At 44.0% G+C, this 14,197-nt stretch carries 8 protein-coding genes, 1 pseudogene and 1 riboswitch; of the genes and pseudogenes, 2 read left to right on the top strand and 7 right to left on the bottom strand.

Translation table 11 applies throughout. The features are described 5' to 3' along the window. Positions 1-554: 554 nt before the first annotated feature. The 7 genes from ACHA8N_RS17090 to ACHA8N_RS17060 all read right to left on the bottom strand — a co-directional run bounded on the left by ACHA8N_RS17090 (position 555) and on the right by ACHA8N_RS17060 (position 13,306). Positions 555-6,185 carry a SpaA isopeptide-forming pilin-related protein gene (locus tag ACHA8N_RS17090; RefSeq protein ID WP_393966429.1) on the bottom strand — a complete coding sequence of 1,877 codons (5,631 nt, stop codon included), beginning with the start codon at positions 6,183-6,185 and terminating at the stop codon, positions 555-557. A gap of 109 nt (positions 6,186-6,294) precedes the next feature. Continuing rightward, complete coding sequence (locus ACHA8N_RS17085) at positions 6,295-7,065, bottom strand: transglutaminase-like domain-containing protein (protein WP_393966428.1); 771 nt, start codon at positions 7,063-7,065, stop codon at positions 6,295-6,297. A 12-nt stretch (positions 7,066-7,077) separates the two neighbouring features. Beyond that, a riboswitch (cyclic di-GMP riboswitch) is annotated at positions 7,078-7,154 on the bottom strand. 411 nt (positions 7,155-7,565) lie between these two features. After that, positions 7,566-8,432 (bottom strand): UTP--glucose-1-phosphate uridylyltransferase GalU, encoded by an 867-nt coding sequence (gene galU / locus ACHA8N_RS17080; RefSeq protein WP_393966427.1) that lies wholly within the window; start codon positions 8,430-8,432, stop codon positions 7,566-7,568. 34 nt (positions 8,433-8,466) lie between these two features. Beyond that, positions 8,467-9,963 carry a glycosyltransferase gene (locus ACHA8N_RS17075; protein WP_393966426.1) on the bottom strand — a complete coding sequence of 499 codons (1,497 nt, stop codon included), beginning with the start codon at positions 9,961-9,963 and terminating at the stop codon, positions 8,467-8,469. 315 nt (positions 9,964-10,278) lie between these two features. Beyond that, the gene (locus ACHA8N_RS17070; RefSeq protein WP_393966425.1) at positions 10,279-11,361 is read right to left on the bottom strand and encodes an acyltransferase; all 1,083 of its coding nucleotides are present in this window, start codon (positions 11,359-11,361) and stop codon (positions 10,279-10,281) included. Positions 11,362-11,607: 246 nt separating this feature from the next. After that, positions 11,608-12,935 (bottom strand): IS3 family transposase gene (locus tag ACHA8N_RS17065; RefSeq protein ID WP_393966424.1). Its coding sequence is split into 2 segments (ribosomal slippage): positions 11,608-12,566 and positions 12,566-12,935, totalling 1,329 coding nucleotides; the frame shifts between segments, so codons are not numbered across the junction. A 188-nt stretch (positions 12,936-13,123) separates the two neighbouring features. Then, positions 13,124-13,306 carry a hypothetical protein gene (locus ACHA8N_RS17060; protein WP_393966423.1) on the bottom strand — a complete coding sequence of 61 codons (183 nt, stop codon included), beginning with the start codon at positions 13,304-13,306 and terminating at the stop codon, positions 13,124-13,126. A 26-nt stretch (positions 13,307-13,332) separates the two neighbouring features. Here ACHA8N_RS17060 and ACHA8N_RS17055 point away from each other — a divergent pair. Both ACHA8N_RS17055 and ACHA8N_RS17050 read left to right on the top strand, forming a co-directional pair. Continuing rightward, positions 13,333-13,416: pseudogene (locus ACHA8N_RS17055) on the top strand (transposase); the annotation flags it as partial. A 553-nt stretch (positions 13,417-13,969) separates the two neighbouring features. Beyond that, positions 13,970-14,197, top strand: a 228-nt coding sequence (locus ACHA8N_RS17050) for a DDE-type integrase/transposase/recombinase (protein WP_393966422.1), incomplete at its 3' end; no start/stop codon positions are given.

Here is a 14,197-nt window from a genome sequence, read left to right as displayed (position 1 = left end):
TAGGTGGAATATTTTTTTTCCGACCTTAATTGATGTTGCAGTTTTTTGCGTGAAGTGACTCAAAGGAATAACTTTAGTTTTCACCTGACTGGATCTTTCGACCTGAGCATTCTGAACTACACTCGAAGCTGCGTCTACTGACAATACATTGATTGGTACTGAAGAAAAAAGTGTTGCAGAGAGTGCAATGCGGCTCATCGTGCGTTGAAAAGACGTGGACATGATTTTCCCTCCTGCTTAGGTACTAATACCTAAAAATAATGATTCATAAAAAAATCATAATTGATTAGAAGGAGAAAATATACCCTTTTAATGTTTTATAATGGAAAAATATGTATCAATAAAATAAATATTATTTGGTGTGGAAAGAAACTGAAATTCATAATCCCCTTTTATCAAAATTAAACGAGAATCCTCCTATTTCTGAGCATCCAGTGAAGAAGTCTCAGAGAAAGTAAGAGATGAATGCATTTAACGGAAAATCTATAACACACAAAAAACGCCACTCCTTCATCACATCAGTTAAATGCGCAAGAAAGAATGGCGTAATTCAGTTAGATCGTTTTCCGTCTACCTAAGAAAAGTAGAAGTATTCCACACGCAGCAAGAAGAATACCAAGGAGTGAACTATTAAATGATTCAGTTTCTCCTGTCTGAGGAAGACCACCGTTTTGGGACGCTTTTGTTCCGTCATCATTCGGTGTATCCGTCCCATCACTTGGCTGACTTGGTGTTTTAGGATCATGAGACTCCTTTGGACCTTGAGGATCTTGTGGGTCTTTTGGATTTCCAGAACCACCTGGCGTATCATTGTCTTCAAATTCGTAGTCTGGATCAATGGTATTCATAACAGTTATGCGAATAACTGCTTCTCCATTCTTTTCAAGACGAATCACACGTGGCGTTTGAGACAATAAATAACCTGTTGGCGCTTTAGTCTCAACGAGTGTGTACTCGCCAGAAGATAAATCAGGAACACGGGCTTCCCCACTTTCATCCGTCTTCAAGCGAGCGATACGCTTTCCGTCTGCATCAGTTAAAACGAATTCAGCATCTTTTAGTGCTTCGCCTGAATCCTCATCTACTTTTTGCACAATAAGTGTCTTGAGACGTTCATTCAGGACGACAAGTTCTTCTATTTTAGATTGATTTTTCTTGATTGTCACGACGTGTGGCTTCCGATCAAGTTCATATCCTTGCGGTGCCTGAGTTTCGATGAATGTGTATTCCCCCGGTACAAGGCCGGTTACAGCAACTTCACCGGATGCATCCGTAACGAGATTCTCACGCATGACTTTTCCATTTGCGTCGAGGAGTCGGAACGTCGCATCTGCGAGCAGTTTGCCGTCTGCTCCATCTTTCTTCACGAGACGAATGGACTTGAACGTATCGTTCGTCATTGTGAGTTGAATGACTTCATTCGTTCCAGTCGGCAATGTAAATGTCCGTGGTGTCGCATCAAGAATATAGCCGTTCACTGCTTTCGTCTCGATAAAGGCATAATCTCCAGGCAAGAGACCATTTACATAAATCTCACCGTTCGTATCAGTCATCAGTTTTTCTTTGACAACTTCGCCGGCTGCTGTTCGAAGCATGAACTCTGTTCCGGCAAGTGGTTTACTTGTCGTCGCATCCGTCTTCACGAGCCGAACGGATTTTTTTTGTTCGTTCGTAACCGTCAAGGTCGTTGCAACGCTTTGACGGCTTGAAACGGTGAAGGTATGACGTTTTGAATCCAGTAAATAGCCACTCGGTGCTTTTGTCTCGACGAAAGCATATTCACCTGGGACAAGACCACTTACATAAATTTCACCGTTTACATCTGTCACGAGCCCTGTTCGCAGAATGGTTCCACTTGCGTTAACGAGTGAGAACTCCGCACCGATCAATCGCATCGATGAAAGATTATCCACTTTCATCAGCCGGACCGATTTGAACGTATCATTCGTCGCTCGGACGATGGCAGTATCATTATTTCCTCGGACGAGTGTGAATGGATAAGGTGTTCCATCCGTCATGTATCCTCCGGGTGCATTCGTCTCAATGAAACGATAGTTCCCCGGTAAAAGATTCGACACAAATAATTCACCGTTTACATCCGTTTTTAAATTCGTTTGTAGAATATTTCCTGTTCCGTCGAGAAGTGAGAAAACGGCATCCGCAAGCGGACGACCTGTCATCGCATCCGTTTTAATAAGACGAACGGATTTTTTTCGTTCATTTTCGACCGTAATCAGACTTGTCGTTCGCTGTCCGGTCGTAACCGTAACGTCTCGCCGTGTCGTATCCAGAAGATAGCCGTCCGGAGCTTTCGTCTCGACGAAATGATACGTCCCTGGATTAAGCTTCGTCACGAGTAACGTACCATCCGTTCCAGTAACGAGCCCCCGGCGAATTTCGTTGTTCGCAGAGTCATACAGACTGAACTCGGCATCTTTCAACGGCAGCTTCGTCTGATTGTCCACCTTCGTCAGACGGACTTCCTTTTGTTTCTCGTTCATAATCTTGACTTCTTGGATGACTGGACTGGCAAGCGTGATAGAGAAAGGTTTACCTCCACCGAGCAGAATATATCCGTCCGAGGCTTGCGTCTCGACCAATCGATAATCTCCAAGGTCCAAGTTTTCAATCAAAAGAATGCCGTTTGCATCCGTTTTTAGGTTTTCACGTAATGTTTGATTATTCGCGTCGACGAGCTTGAATGTTGTATTGGCAAGCGGCGCCTGCGTGATATCATCGACTTTCGTAATGCGGACAGACTTGAAAGTCTGGTTTGTGACCGTTACGATCTTGGCAGTCGGTTGATCTTTGACAATCGTGAAATCGTGCTTCTTCGAATCCAGTAAGTGACCAATTGGTGCTTTCGTCTCGACAAAGTAATAGGTTCCTGGCTCAAGATCTTTTACGGTCAGCGAACCGTTTGCGTCCGTTACGAGATTCGTACGTAACACCATCCCATTCGCATCACAGAGATTGAATTCAGCACCTGCCAGTGTTGCGTCATTCTGTTCTGACTTCTTGATCAATGTGACATCTTGACGTATTTTATTGTTTTTGATGCTTTCGCTCGACTTCAGCTTCGAAATCGTGATGTTCTGATCCGCCTGAGCGATGAGATATCCGACAGGGGGACTTGTCTCACGTAATACGTAGTCTCCATAAAGAAGGCGGCTGAAAGTCAAGATTCCTTCCGCATCTGTCGTTCCACTCCGGACGGTGCGGTTACTTTCTTTATCAATCAACTCAAACTTCGCACCGGCAAGTGTCAACGCACCGCTCTCGTCTGTCTTTTTAATTGTTAACGTGCCGGTTTCTCCCGATGCGGTTCCCATACCACTCGTCCGCTTGACAGTGATTGTCGATTTTTTTGTCGTCACGCCTTCCGACAAAGACTCTGCCTTGAACATCACATCGTTCGTAATCGAAGCACCGACTGCAGCTACGATAAAGGAATCATATTCTAAGATATATGGACGATCAATCTCATTCTTGAACGCCAGCGTGAACTTGCCCATTACTTCATCTTCCGTCAGCGTATAGGCATCTTTCGATAACAGATCGCCTCTTAAAACCGTTCCGTTTGCCGCAACATTCGTCTCGTAAACTTTTACGGAATCAAGCAGGACATCCTGATTATTTGAAGGAAAGTCTGTCACAGAAACATTTCGGAGTGTTGATTGTCCATAGTTCAGTTTCACTGTCCATGTAATCAATTTTCCATTTTGCAGTCCTGACTTATCCGTATATTCGCCACCATGTTGGACAGAGACACTTGCCTTTAAATCTCCAAGGGGTGCCTCATCGTCCGTGACGAGTGCCTCGTTTTTATATGTCTTCTGAATGAACGTGTTATCAATCGATGTTTTATAGGTGATGACATATGCATGCGTTGTCGCCTTTTTAAATGTCAGGACGAACTTTCCGTTTTGGAAATCAACCGCATAATCAGAAGGCGGAACAGCTGCTGATGCTGTGTATTCATCCCCACCCTTACCACGTATCAATTCGAAAACTTCAAAAGAAGATTCCACCATGGACTGCTCATCTTGCCATGTATCCGTTACCGTCAAGGCGTTCGTAGGATATTCATGGTAGTTGACTCCGATCGTCCACGTAATTTCTTTTGTGATTGCGTTATAGGATCCACCTTTAAAGCCGTTATTTTGAGAATAACTCGAGAGTGTAACACGGTCTGTCGTGATAGCTTGACGATCCGTATCCGTCGTATCTTTCCAGACAACCGATGCCTCGTTCTCTAAATACTCTTTCGCTTGATCCTTGCGTTCACGGTAATCAAACTTCGTCTGATAGGTAATCATGTGCGTATCTTTCACCGTCTTGTTAAACGTCAGGATAAATCCGTCCGCTGACGATGTTAACGTATAATCACTTTCTGCCATACCAGACACTTTCAAAGAGCCCGCAATAAACGTCAATCCTTTGTTCGTAAAGATATCCGTCAATACGACGTTCTTCATTTCTTTCTCATCTCGGTTCAGCTCGATTTTCCAATCAATCGTTTCGTCTGCATAGTTCGGTGCATCATGCGTTTTCCGGACTACCGACTGACCGACTGCTTGTGTCGCTTTATCTGTCCGATTATCAACAGAAATCATATTATCGACTTTTCCTGATCCTAAAAGTCGCTCGCTGGCTTGCGTCTTATAAACCAACTGGTAGGCCGTTTTATTTTTAGGGAGCGTCAACGTAAATCCGTTCGTTTCTGCACCTGCTCTTGGATTAGGTGTGACTGCGATTTCTGTCCGCTTTCTCTCTTTTCCGTCTGCGTCCAGTTCAATCTCATAGAGCTTCAGGTCCTGAAGCTCATGCGTATCGGTAAAATCATCTGTGACGAGAAGCGAATTCAATTCACGCTGGCGATAGTTGATATCGGCCGTCCATGTGATGGTCTGTGTCGCATCATCATAGTCAGAGGCCTTCTTCGCTAGCTCAACTCCACGACCGATCGCGACAGTCGCGCTTGCCGGCGCTTTTGGAAATCCGCTTCCGGTGAGGTCGGTTTTATTTTCAAATGATGGCACTTCCTCGTTCTCAATCGTTGTCTTGAAACTGACAAGGTACGCATTCGTCATCGTACCAAAATCCACACGGAGTCCATTCGCCGTATCCAACAAATACTTTCCAGTTACATTTTCTTCCCGATCCACCGTGCCGTCCATTTTCAAGACGAGGCGTTCAATCTTAAAACTGTCTGGAATAAGCTTCAATCCGGCTGGCAAGACATCGGTCCAAACCGCATCCTTGATTTCCTTTAATCCTTTGTTTAACTCAATGCTCCAAGTGATGGATTCGGCATTGTACGACCGGTTCGGTACACCCTTCTTGGTGATATCTTTTCCGGGATTTTGCAGGGCGACACGGATTTCCTTCGATTCCTTCCCGACAATCGGTGTGACGGCAATCGTCTTCTCTTCAGAAATCGCGACCGTCTCCTTTATTTGTGTCAGGACTTTAAGGGTTCCATTGATTTTTGAAAATTTATTGACGTTCTCATTGAACGTAACCGTTGCGTTTCCTGCCAAATCGACGTTAAACGTTCCGAGCGAGGTTCCTTCAAATTTCAAAGGCTGATCTTTGATGACATCATACACTTTCAATTCTTCCGGAATTTGGAATGAGAACGTTGAGCCATCTGTATATTTATGTCCGTCTGGAATAGACCATTGATAGGTGATTTCGACATCTGTATTTGTCGTAGCCTCATTGACCTCATCTTTCCCATTAAACGTCTTAATTTCAGAGGAATCCAGAATATTTTCCGTAATGACCATGATTTTATCATCAGTCACAGCGTTTGAAGGGGCGAGCATCTTCATTGAAGGTGAATCATTTTGTTCTCCCTCTTTTGAAATCGGCTCCTCTTCGATTGTTTCTTCTGTCGTTGTTTCTTCTGTCGTGACCGGTTCCTCTTGAGTCGTTTCTTCTGTATTTTCTTCTTGGTTCGCTTCAGGTGAAGTAATTTCAGAAGGCGAAGTTTCAAGTGCAGGTTCCGGGGTCTCCGGTTGGGTAACGGAATTCTCTCCCGTCTCGCCGGTTGTAGTCTGTTCAGCTGTCTCTTCTGACGTGACAGACAATGTACCATCTGTCGCGTAAGCCAGTCCTGTCGTCGCAAAAGGCTGTAGGACGAGTAACATCGCTAAAATCATAGATAGCCATATTCTCATGCAAGTTTCCTCCTAACTCATTGTCCGTAGACCACACAAGTTAACGAACGGGAGGTATCTCAGCATCAGAAAAATATCAGTGTATCGGAGTTACTCGTTTTTATTGAAATCAGTAATCAAGTGTCATCTGATAATCGGATCTTTTTTGGAATTGCGTTGTTGTACGCTCTGTCACATCTCGCGTCACATCGATAATTCGCCATTGTCGATCAATATAGACTTCGTTCCATGCATGATACCCTTTAATCCCTTTCGCCGTCCCCATCGCAAGACGGGTCGGAATACCTTGACTTCGGAGAAGTCCCGCTGTCAAAGAAGCAAAGTCATAGCAGATACCACGTTTTGTTCGTAAAGTATCCGAATTATTTGGCAGATAACGAGCCGGTAGGGTGACAAGTTTTTTAGCATCGTATTTTAAAAGTTGACGGACATGGCGACTCGTCGCAAGTGTTTGTTGAGAAATTGAATAGGATGGACGCGATAGTGACGTCGCTAAACGCGAGACCTGATCGTTGATGATAATATTTTGAATGTCATGGAGGTAAGGGAAAGTTTCCTTCTTTAATTGTACACTGAAGACTTCGCTTGTTATCCGCTTGTATCGTTTCCCATCAGCAGACTGAAATGTCGATAGCGTATAATTCCCGTCCCCAAAGAGGAGATTAAAATGATTACTGCCTTTCATTAAATCGTAATGTCTGACCTGAAGCTTGCTTTTGATTTCAAGCTTAAGATGCCCCGTCTCTTTTTTTGGAACAAAAACCTCTACTTTACCAGTAGTTGTCTCTACTTCAATTTGAGAAGATGCCATCGTCGTCGTTTCACATACAATTAGTTGAAGACACAATAAAAATAAAATACCGAAAAAGATTTTTTTCATGAGATACTCTCCTTTGGGAACTGGCTGCCATTTTACAGGCCCTTTAGTTTTGCGTCACTAGCTTTCGCTGAGCTTTGCCATTATCAGTGAGGTCGTACAGGGTAAAAATAACATATTTTACGAAATATTTTCATGCTTCGTTTTAAAATTAGGTGAATGTCATTTTTACTGTCCGGTTCATCTCGATTAGAAACCTAGAACCGTTCACTTCCTTCTATATAAGTAGGATGGTCAGACCATATTAATCAGAATATTCATCATGAAGCAGGTTGACTCACTGCATCCATAAGCCTCAACATGAAGAATCCCTTCAAGCCAGGTGTGTTGTTTTAAAAGTTGACTTGACGATGCCCTATCAAAAATAATCAAGTATACTAGTCATTTTTCAACGAACACAGATTCTCTAACGATCAAACGGCTTGAGTTCACTGAAATTCAGAACTCAAGCCGTTTTTTTATATCTGTCTATTTTCTGATTTTGTAAAAGAAAGATGTTCGCTTCAGATATCCAACGTCTTAATAAACGCTCTCAGTTCGTCACGCATCTCTTCGTCCTTGAGGGCATACTCGATCGTCGTCTTGACAAAGCCTAGCTTCTCTCCGACGTCATAGCGGCTTCCTTCGAAGTCATACGCATAGACTTGGCTGTCGGCATTCAAGCGTTCGATCGCATCCGTCAATTGGATTTCGCCGCCTGCGCCTTCTTCCTGATCCGCCAAGTAGTCAAAGATGTCCGGTGTCAGGACGTAACGACCCATGATCGCGAGATTCGACGGGGCTGTTCCCGGTGCCGGTTTCTCGACGAACTGGTTGACTTCATAAATCCGACCGTCTTTTTTGTTCGGATCAATGATGCCGTATCTGTGTGTGTCTTGCGGACGGACTTCCTGCACGCCGATGACGGATTTTTCCGTTTGTTCGTACACATCCATCAATTGTTTGATCGCCGGTGTATCCGACTCGACGATGTCGTCACCGAGCAAGACTGCGAACGGTTCATTACCGATGAATTGTTTAGCCGTCAAGATCGCGTGTCCGAGACCTTTTTGCTCTTTTTGACGGACATAGAAGATGTTCGCGAGGTTCGTCGAGAACTGGACCTTCTCCAGTAAATCGAGTTTACCCGATTCTTCGAGCGTGATTTCAAGCTCTTTTTGGTTATCGAAGTGATCCTCGATCGCCCGTTTGTGTTTCCCGGTCACGATGATGATGTCTTCGATACCGGCCTTCGCCGCTTCCTCGACGATGTACTGAATCGTCGGTTTATCTAAGATTGGCAACATCTCTTTTGGCATCGCTTTTGTTGCCGGTAAAAAACGTGTTCCGAGTCCTGCTGCCGGAATGATTGCTTTTGTGATTTTTTTCATGTTTCCCCATCCTCTTTTACGTTACGTGATTGATTTAGCCTTGCAGTTCTTCAAGCAGACGACCGTAGTTGCGGACGGCTGTCTCAAGATAGAGTGTTTCTTTTGTCTGGACGTCCGGCAGCGGCTGCTCGACAAGTTGGACCATTGCCTGTGCAAATGCGTCTATGTCGTTCGCCGGTACGAGGTAGCCGTTCTCGCCGTGACGGATGATCTCGCGCGGACCGTACTTGACGTCATATGAGATGACGGGACAGCCGACGTTGATACTCTCCATGACCGTCAGGCCGAACCCTTCAAATTCACTCGTCAACAGCGACGCTTTTGATTCGCGGAAGACTTCCGCCGGATTCGCCGTAAAGCTGTGAATCTCGACATCATCCTGTAAACCGAGCTCCTCGATCAGTTCTTCCATCATCGCCAGTTGACCCTGCTCGTCCATTCCGTACAGGACAAGCTTCGTCGTGTGACCGGACTCTTTGAAAATGGCATAACTCTTGATCAGATGATCCATCTGTTTTTGCAGACCAAAGCGACCGATGAAACAGAACTGGTCCTTGACGTGATCGCGGTGATGATCCTGCTCCGGCACGATAAAGTGCGGGACGATCGCGATTTTTTCCTGCGGAATGTTAAAGCGTTCGAGAATATCCTGTTTTTGATGGTTGGTCAGGACGACGTAACGGGTCACTTTATCCGACTCCGATAAGGCGATTTTGTACGATCCCTTAATTTCGTATCCATCTAAGTGTGAGTTGTGGACGACGATGACGCGTTTGACGTCGGCCTTGACGTTGAGGATCGGACGATCGAGCAACCGGGCGTCAACGAACAAAATGTCGCCGTCTTTAAACAAGGCGTTGAAATAGTACTCGAACAAGTCTTTTTCTTTTTTGAAGGCCTGATACATCCGGCCCTCCCGGAACAGCTGGATTAACGTCAGTTTCCCGCGCGGCTCATCACTGTAAAACTTCTTGCAGTAGATGTTGCCTTCCGTATCGTACAGTTCCTCCATGAGTTTTCCGTAATGGAATGGAGAATACGTCATCTTCCGGTGTAACTGTCCATAGATGTTATACTCCCAACGCTCGACTTTTTTCCGGGACGCCTTCGTCATGAAATCTTCGAATTCGATGACTTGTGTGTCCGGATAAAATCGGCGGTACAGGACATACTCGTCTTGGTCGTCATAGTAGCGGACGGCATGACTGTTTTCTTTTTCCACACTTTTCAGACCCTCAATCTCTTTGCTCGTCTCTTGTGTGATTTCTTTGTGTCTGAAGCGGGTCGTCGGAATCTTCAGCAACTGGTAACCCGACAACCAGTCGTAAATGTTCTCGAATTTTAAGTGGGCTCCGGCTTTTCCTTCGGCGCGAAAGTATTCGTATACTTCCGGATAGTTCGCATTGTAGTTCGTCGTGACGACCGTCGAATAGGCCCCCAGTTCGTTCTCCATTAACGCGATCCGGCTCAGCAGGGACTTTGTTCTCCCGCCGTGCTTCGGTGGTAAGGTGGATGTTACGGTATACAGCATGGTTTGTTTACTCTCCTTTGACTCTCTGCGGCACTTTACGGCTCTCTATGGATTCCTTTTAGTTGGAACCTTCTTTTTAATGAAATAATCAATACAATACAGTTTCTATTTATCCCCTTTTTTTCGAATAAAGTCAATGTATTTGTATATTATCCAAAAAATGGAATTTGTTTTTTAAAACTCTATTATTCTTATATACCCTTAGCTCATCTGTAAAAAACTTGGAAAACCCTACCTGCTTAAAGATCACAAGAAACGTTCTTTGCCGAATAGTAAAAACTCCCCGACCGACCGCCGGGGAGTCCTCGTCTTGCCTTATTCGGGGAATGCGTTTGATTCTCGTAACGCCGGGGCGACGATACGTTTCTTCCGCCGTCGTGGCACGGGAATCAAGTAGCTGCCGAACGGCAACAGACTGATAAGATACGACAGCAGCACGGACAGCAACAACGTCAGGCTTAACGTGATCACGAACATATTCGTCGATGTCAAGACCGGACTCCACTCCATTCTGCCGATCGTCCGGATGACGAGCGGATGAACCAAATAGATACCCATCGAGTAGTTGCCGATTGTCGTCAGGATCGTTTTTGAAGCGACATCCATCTTCACGAAATGATACAGATAGTTCAAGCTGATCAGGAAAAACGGAATGTAAATCAGATTGGCTGCATTCGTTGACGTATACAGCTGATCTAAATTGATGCTGACGAACAAATCAACGGCGAGGACGATGATGAACAGCTGGAGAATCCGTTTATGCTTCAGCAACAACGTTTGGATTTCCTGATAATACGCGGCATAGACGATCCCCAGCATAAAGTAGGCAATCCAGTTGAAGAGAAACGACTTATTGTTGATCAACGTATTGAAGAATTCATTGTCGATCGATACACCGTCTGACTTCATCCAAGCGTAATTGACCAGTAGCGACATCAAAAACAGTCCAATCAGGACCGGTCCTTTTTTTAAGCGGCTTAATAACGGAAACAGGATGTAAAACTGGAGGACCGTCAGAATGAAGTACAGATGAAAATTCGCGGTGCCGTGTAAAAAATAGGACGAGACCGGTAAGCCCGGAATCAAACTGTCTTCGACGAACGATCGGTACAACAGATAGACGCCACTCCAAAAGAGATACGGGATGAAAATTTTCGTGAAACGGGATTTGACGAAATACGATAAATCAAATCCGCGTCGCAAAACGGACGACATTAATAGAAACGCACTGATGACCGCAAAAATCGGTGTACCGAGCCGGGCCAACTGATCGATGTAACCGATATGGACGTTACTGAACACGCCGCCCGGACTGTACAAGCCGGCGATCAGATGAACGGTGACAACTAAAATCGCCGCAATCGAACGGATGACGGGTATTTCTTCATAATATTTCAAAATGCCACTCCCCAATAGTTATTCTTCAAGAATCCATCTAGAAGTATAAAACTAAATTCCACATTAGGAGTGTTATTTTTGATAATTTTAACCTAATCGTAATTATTTATATTTTATTAAATGGATTTCAATAAAATTTCGAATCTGTTTTTTCCTACATCAACGACATCATAAAAAGCCGCCATTTCCCGAGTACTGAACTGAGCCCTAGAGTTTGGACAGTTTAATAAAAGCACCCTTAACGTTTTAAGATGCTATGAGATGGCTTCGGTATTGTACCGGAGTCATCTTTTGTAGTTTCCATTGTCTTCGTTCGCTATTGTAATAATCAATGTAAGCATCGACCATGGCACAGACCTCATCGAGGTCAGATGCTAATTTATAATCGACATAATCTTTCAAGTGCCCAAAGAACGATTCCATCGGGGCATTATCCAGGCAGTTTCCTCTACGAGACATGGATTGAAGCATTCCCATCTCACGGATGCGTGTTTGATAAGCAGGATGCGTATAATGGAATCCTTGATCGGAATGTATCATGGCTTCCGGGTGTATATTCCCTTGAAGTCGTTCTGCGAGTTTATTCGTTGTATGAAGGACGAGTTCCATATGGAGGCTTGTAGATACATGATGTGCCATAATTTCACGTGTAGCGATATCCTTCACACAAGAGAGATAAACTGTTTGGCCAGATCCAATACGGAGATAAGTGATGTCTGTGACGAATACCTTACCAGGTTCCTCCTGATCGAACCGACGGTTCAAGTGGTTTGGTACAGTCTTATGTTCATATGTCGCTTTAGCGATTTTACGGTAAGCGTTCTGCCTACGGATTTTCGTCACGATTCCAAACTTCCTCATGATACGCAAAATACGTTTGTGATTCATCGGTCCCCCAATAAGATCAAGCATCTCCATGTAAAGACCACGATAGCCGATTTTTCCCTTATGACGATCATAAACACGTTTCAGAAGTAGGTAGTCCGTATAGTCGCGTTCTTCCCGAAGGGAAACACTATCCGTACGTGCGAGCCAGGCGTAATAACCACTGCGGCTCACTTCAGCGAGCATACATAGATCCGTCACGAACCGAACCGACGATTGTTTCCGTAAGACAATATTGATTGCCTGATAGCGCTCAGATGCCGTTAGTTTCGGTACTTCGCCTCTCTTTCGAGAGCTTCGAGCTTTTTTAGTAATTCGTTCTCCGCTGTGAGGTACTTGATTCGTGCTTCAGCTTTCGCAAGGCGTCGTTCGACGGAATCATCTTTTTTCGGTCGACCTCCAAGATTTGATTTTCCACGTCTCTCATTCAAGAGTCCTTCTTCTCCATAAATGCGATATGTCTTCCGCCACCGTTTCAACGCTTCGTTCGTCGTTTGCTTACCGATTATGTCCAGGTCAAAGCCGCTTTCCTCAAAGATTTGTATCGGTCGCTTACCAGCTAAATTCTCGCGTACAGCGTGAATCTTAAATTCCCCTTTGTATTGAATCGTACGATCTGATACCGAGGCTACGTGAAGATTCGCTTCAAGTTGTCTGATTTGATCTGGATTGAAGGTGCGTCTGTTCATGAATAGTTCTCCCGTCTAAATTGAATAGGTACAGTATATCGATATCTTTAAACACAAAAAACCCCGAATGGGGTCTTTTATCAAGTGTCCACCATTCAGGGTTCAGTTCATACTCTCGAAAAATAGTGGCTTTTGCATATTCTTACTTCACAACTTTGACCGTCGCCTTGGCAGAACGGTTTTTCGCATCACCCTGCGTCCGGTATGTTTTTTTCTTGTACATATTTTGCTTCCGTTTTGCCGGTCACGCTCGTCGCTTTTGACGTTACCCGTGAAATCGTCGACGTTTTCGGTGCGATGTCATCTTTGATTTTCAGAAAAACTGCCGATTTTTGACCGAACGGATCTTTGGAATAGACCGTAATTGTCATTCCGATCCGGAGTGCACGCGAGGCTCTCGAACGCGAAAATGGAAGGAACGAACAATAAGATTAAGCTCATCAAACGTCATGGTTATAGCTACCGAAATCTTAATCGTTAAAATAGTTATGGTGATGAGCCAACAGGCTCCTAAGGACACCTATTAAAATTTTTAAAAAAATTTGGAAATTCATAATTATTACGCTTCCTTGATCGTAATTAAACTTCTCTTCAATCTCTTCTACTATAAGTTCTAATTCAGTAAAGTCAGAAATTTTATAGCTCAAGTTTTTTGTATATGCTTCCTGAAACAAACTCGTTGTCTCTTTTAGCAAAGAATGAAAAGAAGTATGGATAATTATTCACAATAAACCTTCCTTTTTTGTTATATATTCACTTTAAAATTGCACCATTATATGAAAATAATTCAAGATGCGATTATAAAGTTTTATCGATTATGAAATCTTCAGAATTTACTTGGCTATCCTCAACCGAATACCCCTTCTAGCCCTGTTCTTGAAGCATACACACCGACGTACCAAAAATACGTTTTGACTTTCGCTGCAAAATAAAAAAGCGACCTTAAAATGGGCTAACCTAAAATTTTGAGACAATATAAAACACCTTCGGAGTGGTACACTTTTAAAAAGTACTAACATCGGAGGTGTTTTTGCATGGGCAAAAACGTATATTCAAGTGAAGTGAAATGGGCGGTAGTCAAAGAAAAACTGAGTGGTGAGCTAACGACGAAATATCTTTCAACTATCATGGACCTATTCAATAACGAAATCATTGCCTATACGTTATACGAGCATCAACAAACGCCTCTTGTGATCGATACGTTGAAGATAGCGCTTGAGAATCGAAACTACCCCGAAGGGGTCATCCTTCATTCGGACCAA

The sequence above is a fragment of the Exiguobacterium sp. S22-S28 genome, from assembly GCF_043359615.1.
Classification (GTDB): domain Bacteria; phylum Bacillota; class Bacilli; order Exiguobacteriales; family Exiguobacteriaceae; genus Exiguobacterium_A.
The sequence above is the reverse complement of the archived record's forward strand: the minus strand, read 5'-3'. Positions and strand labels throughout refer to the sequence as shown.